Raw genomic sequence first — 25,460 nt, 5'->3', positions numbered from 1 at the left:
GCATAAAAACCACCATGTCGATCCCCCGACCCAGGGTGGTGGCACGCCTGCGCCGCCCCCAGCGTAGTCGAGTCCGAGGCGTCCACCGCAAGTCACAGCGGATATCCACATGGGCAGAACTACCCACATAAGCGGGATCACAGGATGTTAGGGCCGCAGATTGATGAAAGACTGGTGGCAGTGCATGAACAATCCCAGCCGGAGGCAAATATGGCAGAAGAAACCACGTCCACATCGGTTTATCGAAACGGCCACGAAATTGAATGCTGGCTTACGGACATGGACGGAGTCCTGGTCCATGAAAACCAGGCGATCCCCGGCGCAGCTGAACTCATCCAGCGCTGGGTAGATACCTCCAAGCGCTTCCTGGTCCTGACCAACAACTCCATTTTCACCCCCCGCGACCTCGCAGCCCGCCTACGCGCGTCCGGCCTGGAGGTTCCGGAGGAGAACATCTGGACGTCTGCCCTGGCCACCGCCCAGTTCCTCAAGGATCAGGTCCAGTCCTCGGATTCGGGCAACCGCGCCTACACCATCGGCGAAGCCGGGCTGACAACGGCCTTGCACGAGGCCGGGTTCATCCTCACCGATACCGATCCCGACTTTGTGGTCCTTGGCGAAACCCGCACTTACTCCTTTGAAGCGATCACCATGGCCGTCCGCCACATCCTGGCCGGCGCCCGCTTCATCGCCACCAACCCGGATGCCACTGGTCCTTCCAAGGACGGGCCCATGCCGGCAACCGGTGCTATCGCGGCCATGATCACCAAGGCCACCGGTCGCGAGCCCTACATTGTGGGCAAGCCGAACCCCATGATGTTCCGTTCAGCCATGAACCAGATCGACGCCCACTCCGAGACCACGGCCATGATCGGTGACCGCATGGACACGGACATCGTGGCGGGCATGGAAGCCGGCCTGCACACAGTCCTGGTGCTCAGCGGCATCACGCAGCGCGAGGAGATCGTTTCCTTCCCGTTCCGTCCCAACCAGATCCTGAACTCCGTGGCCGACCTCAAGAGCCAGATCTAAAAAGGACAAAAAGGACCGAACCATGGCTGTGCTCAATCTGCGTCCTCTGGCCGGTGGCCGGATTCTCAGGGGGAGCCAGCCATTCGGTTTGGATGCCGCTGCGACGTCGGGGTTCCTGGCGGAGCACGGCATCCAGGCGATCGTGGACCTGCGCAGTGAGCTTGAGCGTTCCCTGGTTCCGTGGCTGATCCCTGGCCACGAAGCCGTTCAAAACGACAAAGTTCACGACGACGGTACCCGGCCTGCCGCCGTCGCCCCGCCCGTCGTCGAACTCGTGAACAACCCGCTGGACCCGAACGCAATCGCCGGCTCGCTCCATGCGGTGGAGACAGCGGAGGATCTGGGCGAGCTGTACCTCGGCTGGATCAAGATGCGTCCGGAGTGGGTCGCTGATGCGCTGCGGCCCGTTGCGCGCGGAAAGCGCACGCTGGTCCATTGCTCGCTGGGCAAGGACCGCACGGGGGTGGTGTCGGCGATCGCACTCCTGGCCGGTGGCGGATCAGAGGATGCCGTGGTGGAGGATTACACCACCACCACCCTCAGCCTTCCCACCATGCTGGAAGTCATGGCTGAAACGTGGCGACTGCATGTCCCCTCCACTCCTGCGGCCTATTTCAGCCCGGAGCTGATGGTCCTGCAGAGCCCTGAAGCAGCGATGCGGCATTTCCTCGCTGCCTTCGCGGAGGAGTTCGGCGATGCGCGGAGCTTCCTGCGCGAGGCAGGCCTTACCGCCGTCGAGGTTGACGCGCTGCGTTAATCGTGGGGCCTATGCTAGCCCGGTCAGCACCTAGGCCGGGCGGATGACCCTGCCATTCGGTTCCTGGTACGACGGCTCCTCAGGCTGGGGCGGGAGCGGCTGGAGTTCGTCCTGGACCCGTTCCAGCAGCGGGCGGTAGATGTTCCCGTTCCATTGCGGGCTGGCGTGGGCGGGCCGTGCGCCTTCCGTGCTGAGCGTGGGCAACGCCATATTGTTGCCGAAGACCTTGCTCCACCCCGCACGCGCCGACTCGTAATCCACGGTGCCGTCCTTGGCGTTGCCCAAAAAGGCCATCTTGGCGCCACCGATCTTTCCGGCCAGGCGGAGTCCGTCAAAGTGGTAAATGTACGCCGACTCCGTCTGGATGAGCACGCTGGAAGGAGCGATTGGCGAGAGCTGTTCGAGGCTTTGGTCGAGGATTTGCCGCCACGTGCGCTCGTCCTTGTGCGCCACGCGCTCCCCCAGCTCATAGCCGCCTCGGAGGACCGACGGAATGCGGAAGCCATTCTCGTACAGGAACACAACGCCGTCGAACCAACTCTGGTCCAGGACGTCGGCGCGGCTGAACGGGCTCGAATCCAGGACAATCAGCTGCGTTTCCACGCCGTGCAGTTCCAAGAGGCGGGCGGCCACCTGGGTGGCGAGCATCCCGCCGAAACTGTGGCCGTAGAAGTAGAGCTTCTCCAGTTCCAGTTCGCGGACGTGCAGGATGATTTCCCGGACGATCTCGTCCACGTCCAGTCCCAGGTTGGAATATCCGACGGCGGCAAGGCGGCCGCGCTGGTGCAGGGCAGGACGCAGTGAGTTGAGGATCCACTGGGCTTCTTCCCAGCTGGTTTTGTACCCGGGGAACAGGATCCAGCTGGCTTTGGGGAAGTACAAGTCCGAGTACGGATCAGGAACCCGGAGGATCTTGGTAGCCCGCCGTTCAGCCTGGACACGGCGGGTGAAAAGCATGTCCCCGGCCAGCGCCGCGGAGGCTCCGGCGGTGATGAGGAAGTTCCGACGGGACGTCTTCTTGAGGCGGGCAGCGTAAGGCAGGATCCGGGCCCATGCGCCCGGATCCTCTGCCTTCTCCGGTTCAGGAGAAGCCGGCACGGCGGGGTCTTGGTCCACCTCCGCCGGCGCCGGGAGCTTCCCTACTTGAACGTCCACGCAGCAAGCATAGGCTTCGGAAGGTGGTACCTCACAGCCCCATGGTTTGTGTGCAGCTGATGCCCTTAAGATGCGCCTTTACGGTCAACGGCTGTACAAAACTCCTTAGCTGAGGCCCAGCTCGTCCTTGCCGAAAGCGAAGAGGTACGGCACGCCGGTTTCGGCTTCGATCTTCTCTTTCGCGCCGGTGTCGCGGTCGACGATCACGGCGACAGCCACCACATTGCCGCCCGCTTTACGGACGCCTTCGACGGCGGTCAGCGCGGACCCGCCGGTGGTGGACGTATCCTCGAGGACCACCACGTTGCGGCCCTCAACGGAGGGACCTTCCACCTGGCGGCCCATGCCGTAGGACTTCTGGGCCTTGCGGACCACGAAGGCGTCCACGGCACGGCCGGCGTCGGCAGCGGCGTGCATCACAGCGGTTCCGACGGGGTCGGCACCCATGGTGAGTCCGCCCGCGCACTCAACTGAAACGCCGGCGTCGTCGATCATAGCCAACATGACCTGACCCACCAGCTTGGAGGCCTCGTGGTGCAGGGTGATGCGGCGGAGGTCGATGTAGTAGTCCGCTTCCTTGCCGCTGGAGAGGATCACCTTGCCGCGGACCACCGCCAGTTCCTTGATGAGTTCAAGAAGGCGGGCGCGGGCAGCAGCAGTATCAAGCGTGGAGGTCATGGCTCCTAGTTTAGTAGGAGTGACGTTCAGCGAGGCGCAGGGGCGGCCGTGGTGGAGCGGATCACCAAGCGGGGCTTGACCATTTGTTCACCGCTTGCCTGCTCTCCATCCAACTGTTGAAGCACGGCCTCCATGCAGCGGCGGCCGAGTTCCTCGAAGTCCTGCTTGATGGAGGTCAGGGGAGGCATGAAGAATTCAGCTTCCGGTTGATCGTCATAGCCCACCACGCTGATGTCGCCGGGCACATGGCGTCCCGCTTCCTGGACGGCGCGGAGGACGCCCACGGCCATCTGGTCGTTGGCGACGAAGACAGCGGTGATGCTGCTGTGCTGCAGGAGATCGAGGCCGGCACGGTAACCCGAGGCGGCATCCCACGCACCTTCAAGGAGGACCTCAGCTCCCAGCCCTGCAGAACCGAGCGCTTCCTGCCAGCCTTTGATGCGCTCCGCAGCGTCGATCCAGTGCGGGGGGCCGGAGATGTGGGCAATACTGCGATGCCCCAGGTCGATCAGGTGGTCGACGGCAAGGCGGGCTCCCAGCCGTTGGTCGAGGGAGGCGCCCGTCAGTTGGTTACCGGCTCCAGCGCCTACGGCAACGATCGGCACGGGTACTGAAACGTCGCGCAGGACGGCCAGGACATCGGGGTGCGGAACCAGGATGACAATGCCGTCCACGGACTGGTTGCGGAAATGCGCGATGGCATCGTTGATGCTTTCGCCGGTGACTTCGCGAAGATTCGCAATGCTGACGAAGTACCCGGCTTCCCTGCCCGCCTGCTCCACCCCGAGGAGCGTGTTCGCCGGACCGAACTGGCCCGTTTCGCACGCAAGTACCCCGATGGTCCGGGACCTCCGGGTCACCAGGCTGCGGGCTGCTGTGTTCCGCCTGTACCCAAGGTGCGCGATGGCCGATTCCACGCGTTCCCTGGTTTTTCCGCTGACGTTGGGATGGTTGTTCAGGACACGGGAAACGGTTTGGTGCGAGACCCCGGCCATCTTCGCGACGTCGCCCATGACGGGAGGCCGGGCCGGCAGCGCGGGCGGGTCCAGCGGGGCGGGCGGGCCCGGCGGGGCCCCGGGCTGCGCCCGGGACCCCGCCGCAGGCGGATGTTCGCCGCGTGACATGGTTCCTACTTAGCGTCGACGCCTACGGGCTGCGCTTTGGCGGCAGGGGCCGCCTCGGTTGCCGGAGGCGTGGTCTTCCACTTGAAGCGACGGCCCATTGAGGACCCTCCACCGGCACCTGTCCGGTTCTTGTTGAAGATGTCGAAGCCAACGGCGAGCAGGAGCACCAAGCCCTTGATGAGCTGCTGGTAATCGGTACCCAGGCCAAGGATGGACATGCCGTTGTTCAGGACGCCCATGATCAGGCCACCGATCATGGCACCGGCTACCGTGCCGATGCCGCCCTGGACCGCTGCGCCACCAATAAAGGCGGCAGCAATGGAGTCGAGTTCGAAGCCGGTACCACCGGCAGGCTGTGCCGAGTTCAGGCGGGCCGTGAACACCAGCCCTGCCAACGCGGCCAGGACACCCATATTGACGAACAGGCGGAAGGTGACTTTCTTGGTCTTGATGCCCGAAAGCTCGGCCGCGTGGAGGTTGCCACCGATCGCGTACGTGTGGCGGCCGAAAATGCTGTTGTTCATCAGTGCCGAGTAGACGATCACGAGGACAGCCAGGACGATCAGGACAATCGGGGTTCCGCGGTAGCTGGCCAGCAGGAACGTGATGATGAGCATCAGCACTGCGATGAAGCCGTTCTTGACGGCGAACCAGGCCATCGGCTCATTCTCCAGGTTGAACTTGCGGCGTACCCGGCGTTCCTTCAGTGCCTGGAAGAGGATGGCTGCCGTGCCGCCGACGCCAAGGATGACCGTCAACCATTCCAGGACGGAGGTACCCCCCGAGATGTCCGGCAGGAAGCCGCCACCCAGTGCGCGGAGCTCGCTCGGGAAGGGGGTGATCTGCTGGTTCTTGAGGGTGATGAGGGTCAGTCCACGGAAGATGAGCATGCCGGCCAGGGTGACGATGAAGGCTGGAATGCCCACATAGGCAATCCAGTAGCCTTGCCACGCTCCCACCAACGCGCCAACCAGGAGGCAGGCCGGGATGGCGAGCCACCACGCCCAGCCCCAGTGCACGATCATCACGCCGGCCACGGCGCCGATGAAGCCTGCGATGGACCCGACGGAAAGGTCAATGTGTCCGGCAATAATGACCATCACCATGCCGATGGCCAGGATCAGGATGTAGCTGTTCTGGACCACCAGGTTGGTGACGTTCTGCGGCTGCAGGAGGATCCCGTCGGTCAGGACCTGGAAAAGGATGACGATCAGGATCAGGGCGACGAAGATGCCAACCTGGCGGAGGCGGCTTGTGAGGAAGCCAAGGGATTCTCGTAGGGCGGACATGTTCGCTATTCCTTCTCTTGGGTCATGTAGTGCATGAGGGTTTCCTGGGTGGCTTCGGCGATGGGGACTTCGCCGGTGATGTGGCCTGCGGACAGGGTATAGATCCTGTCGCAGATGCCCAGGAGCTCCGGAAGCTCAGAGGAGATCACAATGACTGCTTTCCCCGCGGCTGCCAGCTCGGCAATGATGGTGTAGATCTCAAACTTGGCGCCGACGTCGATTCCACGGGTTGGTTCGTCCAGGATCAGGACGTCCGGGTCTGAGAACATCCATTTGCTCAGCACTACCTTTTGCTGGTTTCCACCCGAGAGCTTGCCCGTGATGGCAGCAACGGAGGGAGCTTTGATGTTCATGCTCTGGCGGTAGTGGTTGGCTACGGTGGTCTCTTTGTTGCCGTCCACCCAGCCGCGCTTGGCCAGCTTGTTCAGTGCGGCCATGGAGATGTTGCGCTTGATGTCCTCGATCAGGTTCAGGCCGTAGTGCTTCCGGTCCTCGGTTGCGTAGGCGATCCCGTGTTCGATGGCATCGGAAACGGTGGAAGTGTTGATTTCTTCCCCGTACTTGTAAACCTTGCCCGATACTGCCCGCCCGTACGTCCGGCCAAAGACGCTCATGGCCAGCTCGGTCCGGCCGGCACCCATGAGGCCTGCCAGCCCTACAACTTCACCCTTGCGTACGTTCAGGCTGGCATTGTTCACCACCATGCGGGAATGGTCCTGGGGATGCTGGACAGTCCAATCCTCGATGCGGAGGACTTCCTCGCCGATATTGGGAGTCCGGTCCGGATAGAGGCTTTCAAGGTCGCGGCCCACCATTCCACGGATGATGCGTTCCTGCGTGATCTGGCCCTGATCCAGCCGCAGGGTCTCGATGGACTTGCCATCGCGGATGATGGTGACGGCGTCTGCCACTTTGCGGATCTCGTTGAGTTTGTGGCTGATGATGATGCTGGTGACGCCCTGGCCCTTGAGGTGAAGGATGAGGTCCAGCAAGTGGTCTGAGTCTTCATCGTTCAGCGCCGCGGTCGGCTCGTCCAGAATGAGGAGTTTGACCTCTTTGGACAGTGCCTTGGCGATCTCCACCAGTTGCTGCTTGCCAACACTGATGTGCTGGATGGGGGTCACCGGATTTTCACTGAGGCCCACCCGGGCCAGCAGCTTGGCGGCTTCCAGATTGGTCTTCCGCCAGTCCACCCAGCCGTTCCTGGCCAGCTCGTTGCCGAGGTAGATGTTCTCGGCGATGGACAGGTACGGGCTCAGGGCCAGTTCCTGGTGGATGATCACGATGCCGCGCTTTTCGCTGTCCGTGATGCTTGAAAATTCGCAGGGTTCGTTCTCGAAAAGGATGTCGCCGTCGAAAGTGTTGTGGGCGTAAACGCCGGAGAGCACTTTCATGAGGGTGGACTTCCCGGCGCCGTTCTCACCACAGATGGCATGAACCTCACCTCGGTTGACGTCCAGGGTGACGTCCTGCAGGGCTTTTACCCCGGGGAAGGTCTTGGTGATTCCTCGCATTTGAAGAATGGGTACGTTCATCGTCAATTCCCGCTGACTGGTTGGAACTTGGCCGGGCCGAGGACTCGACAGGCTCTGAGGGAGGCTGCGGTCCCGCCGCACTGCGCGCTGCAGCACAGGGCGGCGGGACCACAGACCGGGAACTACTTACTTGACGTCGGATTCCTTGTAGTAGCCCGAGTCGATGAGTTCCTTCTGGAAGTTGTCCTTCGTGATGATGACGGACTTCAGCAGGAAGGCCGGAACAACCTTGACCTTGTTGTTGTAGGTCTTGGTGTCATTGGTTTCCGGCTCGGTGCCCTTGAGGACAGCGTCCACCATCTTCACGGCCTGAGCGCCGAGCTGGCGGGTGTCCTTGAAGATCGTGGAGTACTGCTCGCCTGCGACGATGGACTTAACGGAGCCCTTTTCTGCATCCTGTCCGGTGACCACGGGAAGGCTTCCGGTGGAGTAGCCGCCGGTGCTGGTCAGGGCGGAAATGATACCGATGGAAAGGCCGTCGTACGGGGACAGAACGCCGTCCAGCTTGGTGCCGGAGCTGTAGGCCGAGGTAAGGATGTCTTCCATGCGCTTCTGGGCTACTGGTGCCTGCCAGCGCAGGATGGCTGCCTGCTCAAACTTGGTCTGGCCGCTGGGGACCTTCAACGTACCGGCATCCAGGTACGGCTTGAGGGTGTCCATGGCGCCGGTCCAGAAGAAGTTGGCGTTGTTGTCGTCCGGGCTTCCCGCGAACAGCTCTACGTTGAACGGGCCCTTGCCCTCTACCTTCTTGCCGCTGGGGTCAACCAGGCCAAGCCCGGTCAGCAGCGAGGTAGCCTGTTGGACGCCCACGGTGTAGTTGTCGAAGGTGGTGTAGTAGTCCACGTTCGGTGTTCCGTTGATGAGCCGGTCATAGGCGATGACCTTGACGTTCTGCTCCTTGGCTTTGGCCAGGACGTCGGTCAGGGTGGTGCCATCGATGGCCGCGATGATCAAGGCCTTCGCGCCCTTGGTCAGCATGTTCTCAATCTGGGAAACCTGCGTAGGAATGTCGTCGTTGGCGAACTGAAGGTCCGTCTTGTAGCCGAGGTCCTTCAGGGACTTCTCCACGTTGGCGCCATCCGCGATCCAGCGTTCGGAGGTCTGGGTAGGCATCGAAATGCCCACCAGGGAATCGCTGGGGTTCGCGCTGCTGGTGGACTCCGCAGTGCCTCCACGGCTTCCGCAGCCCGTGGCTCCCACGGTCAAGGTCAGGACAACCGCTACGGCGCCCAGGAGTTTTTTCAATCTCACGATGCTCTCCTTCCGCGGCAGCATTGCCGCGAACTCTGATGCAGCCGGAGCATCTGCGCGTCCGGCACGGTAAAGCTGGGTGGCCTGTGTGCTGGGGGCGGCACATGCCGGTGAAAAGTGATGCGACTGCCATTGTGAACGCTAACAATACCGTCGGTCAAGTGCCGTGGATCACGAATTGATTGCAGACCCGGACCATCCCCGGAACTCTTGACTTGAAACGTTGTTAGCGTTCACAATTGGCCACTTCGCCCGCCTGCAACGTTCCGGACGGCAGGACCAAGCCCCCCGGGGGCAGGAAAAAGCCCGGCACCGCTTTGTGGGCGGTACCGGGCTGGGATCGCTCCTGGCGTGATGGCCGCAAGGAGCTCTTCCCTGCTGGGAACAGGGAAATCAGAGGCGGGTGTCGAACGAATCGCAGAAGACGTTCTGGTTGAACGTCCCCTGGAACCCGGACTTGCCCTGGATCTTTTGAATGGTCGCCCGGATGGCCTCGCGCGTTGCCGCGTGTGCGTGGATGGCGGTCTTGACCATGGGCACGTCAATCAAGTGGTTCGGCTGGTTCAAGGAGACAAACACCGTGGGAACCTCCGTGGCGTACCAAGGAATTTCGGCGGCCATGGGCGAGGACCACTTGATCCGAATGGAAGCCTCCTGTGCGAAACCCTTCACATTGGCGAAGACGAAAGCGGCGTCATACCGCTCCGCATAGTCGCCCGTGGCTTCCTCGGACAGGACCCGCATGAAGTTCATGCCGGCCTCCCCCGCAGCCTCGCGCTGTTCAGCGGTCCTGAAGACGCTGACCTCAAATCCTGCGGCTTCCAGCTCTTCCCGGACGGTGTCCAGGTAGGCCAGGGGATCGGCGCGGGTGAAGTCGGCGCCACCGGAGATGCCGTAGAGGCGGATCCGCGGATGCGTCCGAGGGGTGATGGGCAGGTTGCGGGCGGTGTCCTTCACCAGCGTGACGGTCTTGTCAGCAACGTCCGCAGCAATGGCACGGTGGGCCTCACTGCCGATGGCGGCCAAGGCTTCGGCCGACGGAACCAAGGATTCCCGCGACGCGAGGTGCAAGCCGAGGCTCGCCTTCAGGCCCAGGATCCGCCGCAGGGCATCCTGCAAACGCCCCTCGCTGATGACCCCGGACTTGTAGCCATCCAGCATGTACCCAAAGTCCTCCTCCGGGTTCCGGAAGAACAGGAACATGTCGCAGCCGGCCGCGATGGTCGCAGGTACAAGGTCGCGCCGCTTCATGGCCTGTGTCAGCCCCACCATGAGGGACGCATCCGTGAGGACCAGCCCATTGAAGCCCAGTTCGCCACGAAGCAGGTCCTGCAACAACTCAGGCGCCAGCGTGGCCGGGAGAATTTCAGCGTCCGACAAGCCTGGCCGGAAATGCCGGGACAGCTCGGGAGCGCCGATGTGGCCCACCATGATGGACTGCACACCGTGCCCGATCATTTCGCGGTACACGTGACCGTAGCTGGCGTTCCAGTCGTCATAGCCAAGGGTGTTGTAGGACGTGACTACGTGTTGATCACGTTCGTCAATGCCGTCCCCCGGGAAGTGCTTCATGGCGCAGACGGTGGGTGATTCGCTGATGCCGTCGAAGTATTCCTTGGCCCGCTCCACCACAATCTCCGGGGTGTTGCCGAAAGCCCGCGTGGAAATGACCGTGTTGCGCCAGTTGTAGTGAATGTCCACGATCGGCGCGAAGGCCCAGTTGCAGCCCAGCGCGGCAGTCTCGACGCCGGCCACCTGGCCCATCTGCCGCGCAATGGCCTTGTCCGGATGCGAGCCCGCCTGCAAGTGCGTGGAAACGAACGTGCCGTCGTCGCAACTGCCGGCGCCGCCCATCTCCGGATTGGACGCGATCAACAGCGGAATCCGGGTTTTGGACTGGGCGTAACGGATGTGTTCCTGCACGGCGGACGAGGGCCCTGGCCGGTACCGCATACCGCCCACGTGGAAGTTCTCCAGCACGCCGTCAAGATATGCCGGGGAGTAATCGTTGTTGTGATTGATGAACAGCTGGCCGATCTTCTCTTCCAGCGTCATGGAGCCAATGGTGTTCTCCACCCACTCCACCGCGGCGTCACCCAGGTTGTAGGGAGCCGCCGCCAAATCCACCAAGTGCGGCCCGGCGTACGCTGCGGACCGGCCTGTCAGCGCGGCATGTACGTCATTCACGATGTCCTCCACGGGCGATGCGATGTCCACGACGATCCCGGCCTCGTCGTCGTCGAGCGCTTCCAACGCAGCCAGTTGCGAGTCCAGGAGCGAGGCCGGCATGAAGTGCCCGGGACGGGCAGTCATACGGGCATTCAGCAACTCACGGGTGCCGTGCAGGTGCACGAACACCACGGATGGATCGGCACTGCGGATGATGTTCCGGTAGGAGCGCTTGAGCGCGCTGCACGCGATGACAAGAGCAGAGTTCGACGCCGGAAACCGCCTGCCGATCTCGGCCAGCCATGGTGCGCGGTCGTCGTCGTTCAGCGGAGTACCCGAGGCCATCTTGTCGATGTTCGCCTGAGGGTGCAGCGAATCGCCGTCGAGGAATTCAGCGCCAATACGGTCCGCGAGCGCGGCGCCCACGGTGCTCTTGCCGCAGCCGGCCACGCCCATCACTACGATGTGGTGGCGGTGCCCATCTTCAGAGCCGGCAGGTTTACCAGTCATGAACAGTGCCGTCCACGAGGCGGTTGTACGGCAGGTAGGCCTGCTGGTACGGGAACGCAGCGGCTGCTTCTTCATTGAATTCGACGCCGATACCGGGGTTGTCGCCCGGGTGCAGGTAGCCGTCCTTGAAGGTCATGGACTGCTGGAAGACCTCGTTGGTCTTGTCAGAGTGCTGCATGTATTCCTGGATGCCGTAGTTGTGGATGGCCAGGCCTACGTGCAGCTGGGCGGCGAAGCCCACCGGGGAGATGTCCGTGGGGCCGTGGAAGCCGGACTTGATCTGGTACTGCGCGGCGAAGTCCATGACCTTCTTCAGCGGTGAGATGCCGCCGAAGTGGGTGGAGGCTGCGCGGACATAGTCGATCAGCTGTTCCTTGATGAGGGTCTGGAAGTCATACACGGTGTTGAAAATTTCGCCGATGGCCAGCGGGGTGGTGGTGTGCTGGCGGACCAGGCGCAGCCCTTCCTGGTTCTCGGCGGGGGTGCAGTCCTCCAACCAAAAGAGGTCGTACGGTTCCAGGGCCTTGCCGAGCTTGGCGGCCTGGATGGGCGTCATGCGGTGGTGGCCATCATGCAGCAGCGGGATTTCCGGGCCGAACTCGTTGCGCACCGCCTCGAAAACGGTGGGCAAGTGGCGCAGGTAGGCGCGGGTGTCCCAGTCTTCTTCCAACGGGAAGTTGCCGCGGCCGGCGGGCTCGTAGTCGTAGCGTTCGCCCGAGGCCTGGGCCTGGGCGGCAACACCATAGACGGCCTTGATGCCGGGAACGGCAGTCTGGATGCGGATGGACTTGTAGCCCAGCTCCAAGTGTTCGCGAACGGAGTCGAACAGCGACGGAATGTCAGCCCCGGATGCGTGGCCGTAAGCGCGCAGACCGTTGCGGGAAGCCCCTCCCAGCAGCTGGTACACCGGCAGGCCGGCAACCTTGCCTTTGATGTCCCACAGTGCCATGTCGACGGCGGCGATGGCCGCCATGGTGACGGGCCCGCGGCGCCAGTAGGAGCTGCGGTACAGGAACTGCCACGTGTCCTCGATCCGGTGCGGATCCTTCCCGATCAGCAACTGCGCAACATGCTCCTTGAGGTACGCGGCCACGGCGAGTTCACGGCCGTTGAGGGTCGCGTCACCGATGCCCGTCACACCGTCCTCCGTGGTGATGCGCAAGGTGACGAAGTTCCGGGACGGGCTGGTCACAAAGACTTCAGCGGCAATGATTTTCACAGCTTTTCCTTTCGGGATGTGGCTGGGTTGAAGGGTTAGGTTGGATTACCACTGATGGCAACCGGTTTCGCCTGTGTTGCGAATGCTTGGCCAAGCCGATGGACCAGTTCCACGACGGCGGGCTCCCCTGCAAGCCCGGCATCCAGTAACGACACCAGCGCAGCAATGCGGTCAAGGCCGGAAAGCTGGTTGGCATGCTCCACCTCCGACGCACGGGGATCCTGCAGGCCGGCGTTCGTTTCCACGTACGCGGCCCACACTGCGATCATCCGGGCCGCAGCTTCACCGGTTCGCCCTGCTGCGCGTTCGGCGCGGAGTACAGGGACGGCCCGCATGCGCAGTTTGGTGCTGGCATCCACAGCGATCTGGGCCAAGTGGTGTGCAATCCGGGAGTTGCCAAAGCGCTGCAGAAGCGCCTCCCTGTACTCGGGAATGCCCAGGTCGTCATTGGCAAGGTGCCTGGACGCTTCGTCCCAGAAATCTTCGACAGCCCGCAGGCATACGGGATCGGCAAGTGCTTCGGCCACCGTCGAGTGCCCACGCAGTTGCCCGGCGTAGGCCAGGATGGAGTGCGCACCATTGAGAAGCCAGAGCTTGCGGTTTTCATAGGGCTCGATGTCATCCACAAAGACAGCCCCGGCGTCCTCCCACCGCGGACGGCCTGCAGGGAAGTCTCCGCTCAGTACCCAGTTGCGGAAAGGTTCAGTGACCACCGGAGCGTCGTCCCGGTAGCCGCACTTTTCACTCACCAGGGCAACGTCATCCGCAGTTGTTCGGGGTGTAATCCGGTCAACTGACGTGCTCACGAAGCTCACGTTCGCCTCGATCCAGACGGCCAGGCCGCCGTCGAATTCTCCGGCGATACCCAGCACGCCATCCCGGGTGACGTTTCCGTTGTCCGAAAGGTTGTCGCACGAAACGACGGCCAGGGGGCCGGCATCGGCATCCTTACGCGCGGCGAGGCCCAGGACCAAGCGGCCCAACGGCGTCGCGGGCTCTTGGCCGGAAAGCAGCAGCGGGGCGTCGCCGGCACCGAGGCCGTACGCTGCCTCCGTGATGGTCAGGGTGACCACGGCGGTCTGCGGCGCGGCGACCAGTTCAACCAGCCGGCCAACGTTGGCGCCATCCACGGCTTCGACGATGCTGCCCACTACCTCAAAGGAGTCACCGGCGTCGGATCGCTCCACCACGGTAAACAAACCGTCCTGTCCGGCGAGGACATCAGCGGCGTCCGGTCGGCGGCCGGTGAAGGAGGCGATTCCCCACTCCCCCGCGTCAGCGGCGTGCTGCGTGTACCAGGCCTGGTGCGAACGGTGGAAGGCACCGAGGCCCAGGTGGACAATCCGGACCGGCGCCTTGCCGGCGGGGCGGGTCTCGCGGTTGAGACGCGGAAGCGCGGCGTTCACAGCTTGAACACCCTGCGCGGGGAGGAATCGACGACGTCGAGAATCAGCTCGTGCGCGCGGTCTTCAGTGACGCGGTGCTCGGCCACGAGGCGCGCGAGGAAGGCGGCTTCGATCCTGCGGGAGGCGTCGTGCCGTGCCGGGATGGAGCAGAAGGCCCGGGTGTCATCGATGAAGCCGGAGGACCGCGAGAAGCCAGCCGTTTCGGTGACGGCGGAGCGGAAGCGCAGCATGGCGTCCGGCGCATCGAGGAACCACCACGGGGCACCGATGTACACGGACGGATAGAAACCTGCCAGCGGTGCCAGTTCGCGGGAAAAGACGGTTTCGTCGAGCGTGAAGAGCACCACGTGGAAGTCCTTGGCCGTACCAAAATCCTGCAGCAACGGACGGATGGCCTCGGTGTAGTTCACGGCGAACGGAATGTCGTGACCGGTATCGGCACCAAAGGACTCGAACGTAGGGCCGTGGTGGTTCCGGTACGAACCCGGGTGGATGGTCATGACCAGGCCGTCCTCCACGGACATCCGGGCCATTTGGTACATCATGTGGGCCTCGAAGGCGTCGCGGTCTTCCGCAGTTGCGCTCCCGGCACGGGCACGTTCAAAGAGCGTTTCTGCTTCCGCGGCATCAAGCTTGAGGGTGGCCGGGGTGCGGACGCCATGGTCCGCCGATACCGCGCCATGCTCTACGAAATAACGACGCCGGTTTTCCAGGGCGGCGATGTAGCCGGCGTAGCCGGTGGCGCCATCAGCCGCGGTCTCGATGAGGCGATCGACGTTGGCACTCCAGCTGTGGTGGGCCACATTCAGGTAGGCGTCCGGGCGGAACGTGGGCACGACGCGGCCATTGAAGCTCGGATCTTCGGTGAGTGCCTTGTGGCTGGCCAAACTGTCCAGCGGATCATCCGTGGTGGCGAGGACCTCGATATTGAAGTCCTTGAAGAGCTGCCGCGGGCGGAAGTCGGGTTCCACCAACTTGGCAGCAATAGCGTCGTAACTTGCATCTGCGGACAGCTCACTGAGGTCCGCACCGAGTTTGAACACATCGTTGAACTGGGTGCGCAGCCAATATCCGGAGGCAGTGCCTTCGAAGAGCGGCCAGGCCTGGACAAAGGTCCGCCAGATCTCCCTGGACTCCGGGGCGGACGCGGTGCCTGCCAGCAGCTGGTCCATCGGAACTCCGTTGGCGTGGATCAGGCGGGTGACGTAGTGATCCGGGCTGACCAGGAGCGCAGCAGGATCGGGGAACGGCGTGTTCTGCTCGATGACTGCGGCGTCAACGTGGCCGTGCGGGGAAATGATGGGCAGGTCCTGGACGCGCTCCAGCAAGGACCGCGCGATGCTGCGCGTCCCGGGATCTGCGGGCAGGAGCCTGTCAGGGTGTGCTGCGATGGACTGTGACATAGGTCAATCTTGGCGGTCCGGTCCAACCTTTGTCAACCGGTTGCCAAAAATTGCCAACTAGTTGCTGGGCGGCCGCCCAGCACGGCCATTGGCGTTCCTCAGGTGGGCTGGACCAACAGCCGTCCACTGGAGCCGCGCACCACGAGCTCCGTTTCCACCCGGACAGCTTCGCCCGGGGCGTCCTGGCCTTGGAGCATGTCCAGCAGGATGGTCACGGCGCGGGTACCGCACTCTCCCAACGGCGAGCGGACCGTGGTCAGGGCGGGAGTAGTGAAATCGGCGCCAAAAATGTCGTCAAAGCCAACAATGCTGATCTGGTCCGGAACGCGCATGCCCCCGGCCTGCAATTCCTGCATCAAGCCAATGGCCAGGAGGTCGTTGTAGGTGATGACCGCCGTGGCACCGCTCTCCAGGACGTCGCGCGCAACCTGCCGGCCGCCGTCGACCGTTGGTTTTGACGACTCGAGGCGCACCGCGCTCAGCTTGGACCATTCGGCGGCGGCTTTGACGCCTTCCCAACGGCGGGCCGTCATCCAGGACTGCTTGGGGCCGGCGACGTACGCCAGCTTTTCGTGGCCATTGGCGGCCAAACTGCGCACGGCTTCGCTGATGCCCTTGTTGACGTCGGGAACAACGCAGGGCACACCTTGGATCTCGCGGTTGATGACGGCCACGGGTTTGTCCGCGGCCAAGGCGCGGATGTGGTCGTCATCCATGCGCGGGCTGGCCAAAATAAGGCCGTCCACCGTGCTGAGGAGGCGCCGGGCGGCGGTTACCTCAGTCTCCGGCGACTCGGCAGACTCAGCCAGAACCAACGTGTAATCGCGGGCTGAGCCGGTGGTTTCAGCGCCGCGGATGATGTCGAAGAACGTGGGGTTGGTGATGTCCGCGACGATCAAGCCGATGGTCTGGGTGCGGCCGGTGGGCAAGGCCCGCGCGAAGGGGTTGACCTGATAATTCAGCTCCGCTGCCGCATCCTCAATAATCTTCTGCGTCTTGGCGCTAACGCGGCCAGGCTTACTCAGGGCGCGGGACACAGTGGAGGGATTCACGCCCGCCAGCTTCGCGATGTCGTAGATCGTGGCAGAGGACTTCTCCCCCCGGCCTCGTTTGGTGGGCGTGGTTGCTGTTCCAATGCTCGTCACGTCAGTCACCGCTCCATCGTAGACCGCTTGGCAACAAAAAAGGCCGGTTGCCAAATAAATCAGCAACCGGCCCGTTTCGCGTTTGTTAGGAACGCTCGGGGAACTTGCCCTCTTCCGCGATGCGCTTATTGAGCTCATGCAGGAACTCGTCCTCATCAAAGTCCAGTGATACTTCCTTGCCGGTCCAGGCCGAGAGGTGGATGGCGTTGGCCAGGCGGACACCGTTGATGCCATCGGACCCCGGAGCCAGCAGCGGCGTTCCGTCCAGGATGTTGGCAGCGAAGTTCTCCAGGACACCTGCGTGCTGGCCGCCCCACACTGACTCGAACTCAATGACCTCGCTGGTGTACAACTCGTCGCGGTTCAGCTGGCCCATGAAGAGCTTACGGACGTCGTCCATGCCCATCGCATCGCTGATTTCCCGTTCCGGCTTGACCAAGCGGGTCACGGTGGCAACCTTGCTGCCCTCCACCACGATCTTGCCTTTGTCGCCCAGGATTTCGAACCGGTCCGTTCCCACAATGTCATGGGTGGCCGTGACGAAAACGCCAGTGGCGCCGTTGCCATAATCCACTACCGCGGTGACCTCGTCCTCGACGGCGATATCGCGGCGGAAGCCGAACGCCACTTTCGAGTACACGGACTTGGGGACGCCGCAGATCCACTGCCAGAGGTCCAGCTGGTGCGGCGCCTGGTTGACCAGGACGCCGCCGCCTTCGCCGCCCCAGGTGGCGCGCCATTCGCTGGAGTTGTAGTAGCCCTGGGGACGCCACCAGTTGGTGATGATCCAGTTGGTGCGCCGGATGCTGCCAATCTCGCCGTTATCGACGATTTCCTTGAGCTTCTTGTACAGCGGGTTGTTGCGCTGGTTGAACATGATGCCGAAGGAGAGCTCCGGTTTGGAGGCCGCGAACTCGTTGAGCTCCTTGACCTGCTTGGTGTAAACGCCGGCGGGCTTCTCCACGAGCGCGTGGATATTGCGCTTGAGTGTCTCGATGCCCATCTCCGGGTGCAGGAAATGCGGCACGCAGGTGACGATCGCGTCCACGGAACCGCTCTCCAGCATCGTGATGTAGTCGTCGAAGAACGGGACATCCGGGTACTGGGTAGCGGCCAGCTCCTTCTTGGCGGGATCGATGTCGCAGATGGCGGCGATCTCCATGTTCGACACGAGGCCGTCGGCGATGAACTTGGCGTAAGCGCCGCCCTGTTGGCCCAAGCCGATGATGCCGAGGCGTACTTTCTTGCTCATGACTGCAATCTCCCGTGTCTAAGAACTGAAACTTGTTGAATTCTGGAAAAGGTCGGCGTGGCCCATGGCCACCAGGTTGTCGTATGAGGTCTGGAGCGCATCCCACACGGTCCGCCCATAGAGCTCGTCCTGCTCCACCAGGAGGTACCTGGCCCCCGCGGCCACGGCGGCGGGAACGATGGACGGGAAGTCCAGGTTGCCCTCTCCCACTTCGGCGAACTGCACCACGTTGCGGAACTCGGCCATGAAGCCGGGGAAATCGCCCTTCTCCAGGAGCCCGAAGGACGATTCCGGCAGTTGACCAATCCTGTAGTCCTTGAGGTGAACCATGGCAGTCTTGCCCGCGTATTTTTCGAGGGTGCGTACTGGGTCCAAGCCACCGCGCTGGACCCAGTGGACGTCAATTTCCATGCCCATGGCCGGGGAGTTCTCGGCGATGATGTCCAGCATGTACTTGCCGTCAAACTTCGCGAACTCAATGTGATGGTTGTGGTAATAGAGGCTGATGCCGTGCTCCTGGAGGCGTTCAGCGTAGCCGTTGGCTTGCTTGGCGAATTCAACCACCGAGTCCAAGGACCTCATGGCCCCGAACGGAAGCATGCCGATGCGCAGCAAGGACGAGTCCAGGCGCTTGGCGTCGTCCACGATCTTGTCGAAGTTGTCCGCCAGTGATTCCACGGGCATGCCCTTGCGGCCTTCGATATTGACCGAGAGCGCTGCGATGTCCATGCCCAGCTCCGTACGGGAGCGGTCCAGTTCACCCACGTTCTCCGGAGTCATGGGGATTTGGGAAATCTCGACGGCGTTATAGCCGATCGCGCTGACCTTGCGGATCGTTTCGAACGCTCCGACGTCTGCAAAACTGTCCTTCAGCATCATGGCTTGGACGCCTATTGTGGCCACTTTTTCCTCCGGGGTTTCCGGGCCCTTCCGGACCCTGGGATGTTTGATGGGTGCAGGGCCGTTCAGGCCACGGCACCTTGCTGTTCTGTTTGGCTGTGTTGGTTCGCGAGCAAGCGGTGCCGGTCTGCGCGGCGTTGTTCCTGGCGGTCCGGATCGGGCACTGGCGAGGCGAGCAAAAGCCGTTGCGTGTAGGGATGTTCGGGATCGCGGGTGACCACCTCGGCGGGGCCTTGCTCCACGATTTCACCGTGGTACATGACTGCGACGCGGTGGCTGATGTGCCGGACCACGTCGAGGTCGTGGGACACGAACAGGTACGAAACGCCGGTGTCCTGCTGGATCTGCAGGAAGAGATCCAGCACGCGGGCCTGGGTGGACAGGTCCAATGCACTGACGGGTTCGTCGCAAACGATGAGTTTGGGTGAGAGCGCCAAAGCCCGGGCAATCGCAACGCGCTGGCGCTGGCCACCGCTGAACTCGCGGGGAAGGCGGTGAATGGCGTCAGTTGGCAGCCCCACCTGGTCCAGCAATTCCTTGACGCGCTTCTTGGCCGCTGCGGGCTCCATGCCTTGCACGCCCAGTGGTTCGGCCAGGATGTCGCCGATTTCCAGCGCCGGGTTCAGTGAAGTGTAAGGGTCCTGGAACACCACTTGGAGGTCGCGGCTCAGCGTACGGCGTTCCTTGCGGGACGCGTTGCTGATGTCGTTGCCTTCGAAGATCACTTTTCCGGAGGTGACCGGCGCGAGGCCCAGGACGGCGCGGCCAAGGGTGGTCTTGCCTGAGCCGGACTCCCCCACCAAGCCCAGGGTCTCCCCCTGGCCGATGGTGATGTTGATGTCCGTCAGGGCCCGGAAAGGCTTGGCCCGGAACCGCTTGCTGGGGTATTCCACCACCAGGTTTTCCACGCTCAATAGCGGGGACTTATCCGATGAGTCCGGCTGCTGGCTTAGGGAAGTGCTCATGCCACCGGCTCCTTCTGTGCTGATCCGGACTGTGCTGCTGATCCAGGCTTCGATACAAGCATGGTCATGGGGGTCTTTCCTTCGAGCATGGACCCCAGCAGGGTCTGTGTGTACGGCTCTTTCGGGTTTCGGAGGATCTCCCGGACGGTGCCTTCTTCCACCAGCCGCCCGTTCTGCATCACGGCCACGCGGTCGCACAGATCGGCAACCACTCCGAAGTTGTGGGTCACCAGGATCACGCCGATGTTCAGGCGCTGCTGCAGTTCGCGGAGCAGGTCCAGCACATCCGCCTGGACCGTGACATCCAGCGCCGTGGTGGGTTCGTCAGCGATCACCAGGTCCGGTTCACAGCTGATGGCCCCGGCAATGAGTACACGCTGTGCCATGCCACCGGAAACCTCGTGCGGGTAAGCGCTGAAGGTTCGCTCCGGGTTGGCAATGCCGACGTCGGCGAGCAGCTTGAGTGCACGCTGGCGGGCTTCTGCCTTGGAGATTCCGAGGACCCTGACCATGGGTGTCACCAACTGGTAGCCGATGGTGAAGGCCGGGTCCAGGTTGCTCATGGGTTCCTGCGGAATGTAGGAGATCCGCTTGCCGCGCAGCTTGGACAGCCGTTCCTGGTTGACGCGGTCATCGCCGGGAGCCACTGTGTAGTTGCCGTCGAACTGGATGGAACCACCCACAATGCGGGCGTTGTCCGGCAGCAAGCCCAGGATGGAGAACGCGGTCTGGGACTTGCCCGAACCCGACTCGCCAACTATGCCCAGGATCTCTCCACGGTCCACGTGGAACGAGACGTCGTCCACTACCTTTTTGACCGAGCCATCAGCCTGCGGATAGCCGACGCCGAGATTGGTCACCTTGACCAGGTGGTGTTCGGTTCCGACGTCGACGGCGGCCACGGACTTCCGTGACTGCCGCGCCTTGGCGGGGTCCGTCGTCGTGCTTTCTGCTGTTGCAACCGCACGCTTCTTACGGTGCTTGATCTTTTCGCCGTCTTCCAGGGCGTCACGGATGGCGTTGCCCAGCAGGACCAGTCCGCCGATGGTGAGTGCCATGGCCAGTGCCGGCCAGAGCAGCAGGGTGGGCGTGAGGTAGACGTTCTTGAAGCCTTCGGAGAGCATGACGCCCCACGTTGCCTTGGTGGGATCGCCCAGGCCCAGGAATTCGAGTCCGGACTGGATGGCGATGGCAACACCGGCGATGGCCGCGGTCTGGATGATGATCGGTGCGCGGACTACGGAGAAGATGTGGCGGGCGATGATGCTCAGGTCAGACAAGCCGGAGACCCGGGCGGCGTCCACGTAGAGCTCGTTCCGGACCGACTGCACGGCGGTGCGGGTAAGCCGGAAGTAGGCCGGGCTGATCAGGACACCGAAGGCGATCATGGAGATCCATACCGACGGGCCGAACGCTGCGCGGATGGTGAGGAGGACGATCAGGCCGGGCAGGCTCATGAGGATGCTGACCACCCAGTTGGAGACGGCCTCGAATTTGCCCGCGTAGTAGCCGGCGATCAGGCCCGCCGGGAGTCCGATGGCAATGGCCACGCCGGCACACAGCAACGCGGACAACAAGGTCAGCTGGGCGCCGAAGAGCAGCCGGCTCCACGTATCGCGTCCTGCACTGTCAGTGCCCAGGATGTTGACTGAGTCCGGGGCTGCCAAGGTCTTGGAGATGTTGGCGAAGTTCTCTTCGAAAGGCGCTATCACCGGGGCGAGGATGGCCAGCGCAGCGATGGTCAGCAGGATCACCAGCGAGGCGATGCCCATGGGGTTTTTCAGGAGGCGGCGCAGGACGGTGGAACGGACCACCGTGCCGCTCTGGCCTGCCTTGGCCGCGACGCCCATGGAGTCTGCGGATACTGCTGCTGAATCTACGGAGTCGCTCATGAGACACGTACTTTCGGGTTGAGCCAACCATTGAGGATGTCCACCAGGAGGTTCACGACGATGACCACTACCACGGTGTACATCACCACTCCCATGACGACGGGAAGATCGGTTTGGGTTGTGGCGGCGACGGCCAGCGGACCCATGCCCGGAAGGGCGAAGATCTGCTCGATGATCACCACACCACCCAGCATGCCGATCAATTGCAGGCTCAAGACGGTGAGGCCTGCCGGTGCGGCACTGCGTAGCACATGCTTGAAGAGGATTTCACGCTCTCCGATGCCGCGGCTGCGCAGCGTCCTGACATAATCGCGCTCGAGCTGCTTGATCACGGCGGACCGGATCTGCTGCGCGCCGCCGGTCACGCCGTTGATCAACAGGGCAATGACCGGGAGGGTCATGGAGTAGACCCAGGCCTCCGGTCCCACCTCCGGGGAGATGGTGCTGGTGGCGGGGAACAAGCCGAGCTGGATGGCCAGGATGGTTACCAGGAACACGCCGATCACGTAGCCGGGGATGGAGTCCCCCACGATCGCGCCAATCTGGACCACCCTGTCCACCCAGCCGCGCTTGACGGCTGCGGCAACACCGATCAGTGCTGCGCAGATGGCGATCAGGATCATTGCGGTGAAGACCATGGTCATGGTCACCGGGATGCGGGTGGCAAGCGAGTTGGCCACCGGCTCCGACGTGAACCAAGAGGCTCCAAGGTTGCCGGTCAGGGCATCTCCCAACCAGGCGAAGTAACGGACAAAGAGAGGCTGGTCGAGCCCCAGTTCCTGTTCCTTCAGGGCCACCTGTTCAGGTGTTGCCTGATCCCCCAGGATGTTCTGGGCAATACTTCCGCTGGAGGTGTACAGCAGGGTGAAGGTGAGGACCGAGACGACGAACAACACCACCAGACCGCTGCCCAGTCTTTTCGCAATGAACTTGATCATGGGGTCCTACTTGGCGGGCGAGTAGTTGTAGATGGAAGGAACGGCCTGCTGGACCTGCGGCGTGACGTTCACTTTGTCGTTGTGGTAGTACATCTGGTTCACGCGGAACAGCGGGGCGAACCAAGCCTGTTCCACCACGTACTTGTTGACGTCCTGGGCCAGCTTGCCGGCATCCGTACCACCGGTGCGCACGGCCGCGATCTTGGCCTCAAGCTCAGGGGTGGTGGTCTTGAACGGGTTGTACAGGGCTTTGGTGGAGACGATCTGGTCGATTGCCACCGTCGGCTGCCCCTGGAAGAGGTTGAAGAAGAGAGCCGGGTACTTCTGGGCGGCAACATCCGAGGTGAAGGTGTTGGTGATGGCTGCGCCGGGGTTCAGCGTGATTCCCACATCTGCGAGCTGCTGCTTGAGGACGGAGATCAAGGTTTCCGCGCCGGGAAGGGTGGGAACTTCAAAGCTGACCTTGCCCTCGAAGCCGGACTCCTTCAGGAGCTGCTTGGCTTTCTCGGGATCGTAGCTGTAGTAATTCTCCAGCTCCTCAGACCAGGCACCGCTGTCCTTGCCGAATGGCTGCGTGGTGGGAGTGCCCTGGCCCAGCATGACCTGGTCCAGGATGGTCTTCCGGTCAAAGGCGTGGTTGATGGCCTGGCGGACCTTGAGGTTGGCCAGGGCCGGGTTCTTGGTGCCGTCACGGTCCAGCAGGAGCAGGCCTGACCAGTCAACCTGGTTGGTTTCGAGCTTCATCTTGGCACCCTCGGCCTGCTTGCCGTTCTTGGGGTCCAGCAGCGTGGCGTCAATCTGGCCGGACACCAGAGCGTTGGTGCGGGCGGTGGGGTCCAGGAGGATCTTCAGCGTCAGCTTCTTGAACTTCTGGAGATCCTTGTTCCAATACCCTTCGCGGGCGGTGAACACGGACTGGGAGTCCTTCACGGAAGCGGCCTTGTCCATCACGTACGGGCCGGACCCTACCGGAACGGTCTTGATGGCATCGGTTCCCAGCGCGGCGGGGCTTCCCATCAGGCCGGCTGCCTGGCTGAGGAAGTACTCAAGGGCCGGTTCCGGTGAGCTGAGGTTGATGTCAATGGTGTCAGCATCCACCACGGCAACATCGGACACCGAGGCAAGCTGACCCATCTGCGGGCCGTTGGCCTTCTTGAAGTGGTCCATATTGGCTTTGGCTGCCGTGGCGTCGAATTTGGCACCGTCACTGAAGGTGACGTCCGTGCGGAGGTCGACGGTGAGCTTGGTGTTGGTGTCGTTGTACTTCCAGGCGGTTGCCAGCATGGGGCTCAGCTTGCCGTCCGGTTCGCGGAGGATCAGTGAATCGTAGGCTGCCTGGTAGGGCTGGAGCGCGTGGCCAACGTGGGCCTGTGCCGGATCCCAGGAGGTGAGGTCCCTCAGGGTGCCCAACGTCAGGGCCGTGACGGTCTTGCTGCCGGCAGTCGAACCACTTCCAGCGCCGGCACCCCCGCCGCCACATGCGGTAAGCGCAAGGGAGGCGCTGAGGACGATGGCGGCTGCTGCCGCCTTGGGACCTAACTTCATTGTCGGCTCCTACTGAGTCTTTGCCTGATGCGAGTCAGAGCTTGGGGCGTGTGGCCTGCGCCACACTTTTCTGGTTGTGAGATTTACAGTACGGACTTTGTTTGATTTTGGCAACCGATTGTCAAAAGTTTCTTAAATTGTTGCCAAGCGTCGGGGCAAGACGCCTGGAGAGACTGAACGTCACGCGAAAACAGCCGGAATCCCTGGGGTTTCCGGCCCTTCGCCCAACGGTTGCGCGGATGGTTCAGCGCACCCGCTCGAGCATGTCCGGGTAGCTTTGCGCGTAAATGTCCTTGATGATCCCCAGGGACTTGCCCGCCTCGGCAGGGTTGATCCAGAAAGGTCCGGGGTGGGCCAACGTGGAGTAGAAGTCCGCGATCAACAACTGATGGGAAACACCCCAGTAGGACCTTCCCCCGGTTTCCGCCACCCGCTCCTGGACGACGTCGACGGTCCCATCGACATAAGTCACCGTAAGATCGCCCCGCAGGTTCAGAGTTGCCTCCTCGGTGACAATGTCCAGCGTCACCGGGGCATTGACGGCATTGGCCAGGGTTGCGTAGAAAACGCTGCGGGCGCCGTTGACATGCTCGGCAACAAACTCCGCAGTGTCTTCCACCTCGATCACGCCGCCCAACGAACGGGTGGACGCGTGGCCCTCCACTTTGGCAACATCACCCACCAGCCACTGCAGCAGGTCCACCGTGTGGATGGCCTGGTTCATCATCAGGCCACCTCCACCCTCCGCCCAGGTTCCACGCCATGGACGGCTTTCGTAATAGCTGCCGTCCCGGTGCCACATGACGGTTGCCGAGGCGCCGATCACCTGACCCAAGGTGCCGCCGTCGAGCAGTTCACGCATGGCTTGCGAGGTCGCGTTGTACCGGTTCTGGAAGCAGACGCCGATCTTCGCCGCGCTCCGCTCCGCCACCTCAATCAGGCGCTGCCCCTCTTCCAACGTGTGGGCCAGGGGCTTCTCGACGATCACATGGACGCCGCGTTCAAGGCAGTCGGCGGCCACGGAGGCATGAAGGTGGTGTGGCGTACAAACATGCACGACGTCGGGACGCACCTTCTGGAGCATGTCCAGGTAGTCCGCATAGCCGGGGACGCCGTGGGCGGCTGCCGCCGCCTCCAACCTTTCCGGATTGGTATCGCAAACTGCCACCAACTCCGCGCCCCCCACCGCAGATAGTGCCTCAAAATGAACGGTTGAAATGTCGCCGCAACCGATGACTGCCGCTGTTGGCATGTCCTGCTCCTTCGAAGGATGATGCTGCCGGATGGTGATGCTG

Annotated in this window: 20 protein-coding genes; 2 read left to right on the top strand and 18 right to left on the bottom strand. The window is 62.8% G+C overall.

All coding sequences use genetic code 11. The features are described 5' to 3' along the window. Positions 1–210: 210 nt before the first annotated feature. Both AYX22_RS03330 and AYX22_RS03325 read left to right on the top strand, forming a co-directional pair. Positions 211–1,032: an HAD-IIA family hydrolase gene (locus AYX22_RS03330; RefSeq protein WP_035761154.1), complete on the top strand. Its 822-nt coding sequence runs from the start codon at positions 211–213 to the stop codon at positions 1,030–1,032. Positions 1,033–1,054: 22 nt separating this feature from the next. Further along, positions 1,055–1,789: a tyrosine-protein phosphatase gene (locus tag AYX22_RS03325; protein ID WP_207596109.1), complete on the top strand. Its 735-nt coding sequence runs from the start codon at positions 1,055–1,057 to the stop codon at positions 1,787–1,789. A gap of 30 nt (positions 1,790–1,819) precedes the next feature. On the opposite strand, the gene AYX22_RS03320 is transcribed toward AYX22_RS03325, so the two are convergent. The 18 genes from AYX22_RS03320 to AYX22_RS03235 all read right to left on the bottom strand — a co-directional run bounded on the left by AYX22_RS03320 (position 1,820) and on the right by AYX22_RS03235 (position 25,417). Further along, positions 1,820–2,944 (bottom strand): alpha/beta hydrolase, encoded by a 1,125-nt coding sequence (locus AYX22_RS03320; RefSeq protein WP_207596108.1) that lies wholly within the window; start codon positions 2,942–2,944, stop codon positions 1,820–1,822. Between the two features lie 105 nt (positions 2,945–3,049). After that, the gene (gene pyrE, locus AYX22_RS03315) at positions 3,050–3,622 is read right to left on the bottom strand and encodes an orotate phosphoribosyltransferase (protein ID WP_207596107.1); all 573 of its coding nucleotides are present in this window, start codon (positions 3,620–3,622) and stop codon (positions 3,050–3,052) included. A gap of 26 nt (positions 3,623–3,648) precedes the next feature. Further along, entirely contained in the window at positions 3,649–4,635 is a 987-nt protein-coding gene (locus AYX22_RS03310; protein WP_207597449.1) for a LacI family DNA-binding transcriptional regulator, read from the bottom strand. Between the two features lie 116 nt (positions 4,636–4,751). Beyond that, positions 4,752–6,035 (bottom strand): multiple monosaccharide ABC transporter permease, encoded by a 1,284-nt coding sequence (gene mmsB / locus AYX22_RS03305; protein ID WP_207596106.1) that lies wholly within the window; start codon positions 6,033–6,035, stop codon positions 4,752–4,754. A gap of 5 nt (positions 6,036–6,040) precedes the next feature. Continuing rightward, a complete protein-coding gene (gene mmsA, locus AYX22_RS03300) occupies positions 6,041–7,570 on the bottom strand; it encodes a multiple monosaccharide ABC transporter ATP-binding protein (RefSeq protein WP_207596105.1) in 1,530 nt (509 codons plus the stop codon). 126 nt (positions 7,571–7,696) lie between these two features. After that, positions 7,697–8,845: a multiple monosaccharide ABC transporter substrate-binding protein gene (chvE, locus tag AYX22_RS03295; RefSeq protein ID WP_207596104.1), complete on the bottom strand. Its 1,149-nt coding sequence runs from the start codon at positions 8,843–8,845 to the stop codon at positions 7,697–7,699. 369 nt (positions 8,846–9,214) lie between these two features. Continuing rightward, positions 9,215–11,500 (bottom strand): gluconokinase, GntK/IdnK-type, encoded by a 2,286-nt coding sequence (locus tag AYX22_RS03290; RefSeq protein ID WP_242703505.1) that lies wholly within the window; start codon positions 11,498–11,500, stop codon positions 9,215–9,217. Beyond that, positions 11,490–12,719 carry a D-mannonate dehydratase ManD gene (gene manD, locus AYX22_RS03285; protein ID WP_089593517.1) on the bottom strand — a complete coding sequence of 410 codons (1,230 nt, stop codon included), beginning with the start codon at positions 12,717–12,719 and terminating at the stop codon, positions 11,490–11,492. The genes AYX22_RS03290 and manD overlap by 11 nt, the downstream gene beginning before the upstream one ends. 35 nt (positions 12,720–12,754) lie before the next feature. Then, complete coding sequence (locus AYX22_RS03280; protein WP_207596103.1) at positions 12,755–14,125, bottom strand: mannitol dehydrogenase family protein; 1,371 nt, start codon at positions 14,123–14,125, stop codon at positions 12,755–12,757. Then, the gene (gene uxaC, locus AYX22_RS03275; protein ID WP_207596102.1) at positions 14,122–15,528 is read right to left on the bottom strand and encodes a glucuronate isomerase; all 1,407 of its coding nucleotides are present in this window, start codon (positions 15,526–15,528) and stop codon (positions 14,122–14,124) included. The genes AYX22_RS03280 and uxaC overlap by 4 nt, the downstream gene beginning before the upstream one ends. Positions 15,529–15,626: 98 nt before the next feature. Next, the gene (locus AYX22_RS03270; protein ID WP_207596101.1) at positions 15,627–16,682 is read right to left on the bottom strand and encodes a LacI family DNA-binding transcriptional regulator; all 1,056 of its coding nucleotides are present in this window, start codon (positions 16,680–16,682) and stop codon (positions 15,627–15,629) included. Positions 16,683–16,758: 76 nt separating this feature from the next. After that, positions 16,759–17,925 (bottom strand): Gfo/Idh/MocA family oxidoreductase, encoded by a 1,167-nt coding sequence (locus tag AYX22_RS03265; RefSeq protein WP_207596100.1) that lies wholly within the window; start codon positions 17,923–17,925, stop codon positions 16,759–16,761. A gap of 18 nt (positions 17,926–17,943) precedes the next feature. Further along, on the bottom strand, positions 17,944–18,828 hold the full coding sequence (locus AYX22_RS03260; RefSeq protein ID WP_242703504.1) for a sugar phosphate isomerase/epimerase: 885 nt from the start codon (positions 18,826–18,828) through the stop codon (positions 17,944–17,946). Positions 18,829–18,890: 62 nt separating this feature from the next. Then, positions 18,891–19,790, bottom strand: a complete 900-nt coding sequence (locus tag AYX22_RS03255; RefSeq protein ID WP_207596099.1) for an ATP-binding cassette domain-containing protein — start codon at positions 19,788–19,790, stop codon at positions 18,891–18,893. Further along, positions 19,787–21,682 carry a dipeptide/oligopeptide/nickel ABC transporter permease/ATP-binding protein gene (locus tag AYX22_RS03250; protein ID WP_207596098.1) on the bottom strand — a complete coding sequence of 632 codons (1,896 nt, stop codon included), beginning with the start codon at positions 21,680–21,682 and terminating at the stop codon, positions 19,787–19,789. Before AYX22_RS03250 ends, AYX22_RS03255 begins: the two co-directional genes overlap by 4 nt. Further along, positions 21,679–22,620 carry an ABC transporter permease gene (locus AYX22_RS03245; RefSeq protein ID WP_207596097.1) on the bottom strand — a complete coding sequence of 314 codons (942 nt, stop codon included), beginning with the start codon at positions 22,618–22,620 and terminating at the stop codon, positions 21,679–21,681. Before AYX22_RS03245 ends, AYX22_RS03250 begins: the two co-directional genes overlap by 4 nt. A gap of 6 nt (positions 22,621–22,626) precedes the next feature. Further along, positions 22,627–24,165, bottom strand: a complete 1,539-nt coding sequence (locus AYX22_RS03240; RefSeq protein ID WP_207596096.1) for an ABC transporter substrate-binding protein — start codon at positions 24,163–24,165, stop codon at positions 22,627–22,629. 244 nt (positions 24,166–24,409) lie between these two features. Beyond that, positions 24,410–25,417: a Gfo/Idh/MocA family oxidoreductase gene (locus AYX22_RS03235; RefSeq protein ID WP_207596095.1), complete on the bottom strand. Its 1,008-nt coding sequence runs from the start codon at positions 25,415–25,417 to the stop codon at positions 24,410–24,412. Positions 25,418–25,460 lie beyond the last annotated feature (43 nt).

This window comes from Arthrobacter sp. D5-1, from assembly GCF_017357425.1.
GTDB lineage: Bacteria > Actinomycetota > Actinomycetes > Actinomycetales > Micrococcaceae > Arthrobacter.
This window is presented reverse-complemented; position numbering and strand designations above follow the sequence as displayed.

Excerpts from the sequence above, each read along its gene's own strand:
- AYX22_RS03330 (WP_035761154.1), top strand. The coding sequence starts at position 211 with ATGGCAGAAGAAACCACGTCCACATCGGTTTATCGAAACGGCCACGAA.
- AYX22_RS03325 (WP_207596109.1), top strand. The coding sequence starts at position 1,055 with ATGGCTGTGCTCAATCTGCGTCCTCTGGCCGGTGGCCGGATTCTCAGG.
- pyrE (WP_207596107.1), bottom strand. The coding sequence starts at position 3,622 with ATGACCTCCACGCTTGATACTGCTGCTGCCCGCGCCCGCCTTCTTGAA.
- AYX22_RS03310 (WP_207597449.1), bottom strand. The coding sequence starts at position 4,635 with ATGGGCGACGTCGCGAAGATGGCCGGGGTCTCGCACCAAACCGTTTCC.
- mmsB (WP_207596106.1), bottom strand. The coding sequence starts at position 6,035 with ATGTCCGCCCTACGAGAATCCCTTGGCTTCCTCACAAGCCGCCTCCGC.
- mmsA (WP_207596105.1), bottom strand. The coding sequence starts at position 7,570 with ATGAACGTACCCATTCTTCAAATGCGAGGAATCACCAAGACCTTCCCC.
- chvE (WP_207596104.1), bottom strand. The coding sequence starts at position 8,845 with ATGCTGCCGCGGAAGGAGAGCATCGTGAGATTGAAAAAACTCCTGGGC.
- AYX22_RS03290 (WP_242703505.1), bottom strand. The coding sequence starts at position 11,500 with ATGACTGGTAAACCTGCCGGCTCTGAAGATGGGCACCGCCACCACATC.
- uxaC (WP_207596102.1), bottom strand. The coding sequence starts at position 15,528 with ATGTCACAGTCCATCGCAGCACACCCTGACAGGCTCCTGCCCGCAGAT.
- AYX22_RS03265 (WP_207596100.1), bottom strand. The coding sequence starts at position 17,925 with ATGAGCAAGAAAGTACGCCTCGGCATCATCGGCTTGGGCCAACAGGGC.
- AYX22_RS03255 (WP_207596099.1), bottom strand. The coding sequence starts at position 19,790 with ATGAGCACTTCCCTAAGCCAGCAGCCGGACTCATCGGATAAGTCCCCG.
- AYX22_RS03250 (WP_207596098.1), bottom strand. The coding sequence starts at position 21,682 with ATGAGCGACTCCGTAGATTCAGCAGCAGTATCCGCAGACTCCATGGGC.
- AYX22_RS03245 (WP_207596097.1), bottom strand. The coding sequence starts at position 22,620 with ATGATCAAGTTCATTGCGAAAAGACTGGGCAGCGGTCTGGTGGTGTTG.
- AYX22_RS03240 (WP_207596096.1), bottom strand. The coding sequence starts at position 24,165 with ATGAAGTTAGGTCCCAAGGCGGCAGCAGCCGCCATCGTCCTCAGCGCC.
- AYX22_RS03235 (WP_207596095.1), bottom strand. The coding sequence starts at position 25,417 with ATGCCAACAGCGGCAGTCATCGGTTGCGGCGACATTTCAACCGTTCAT.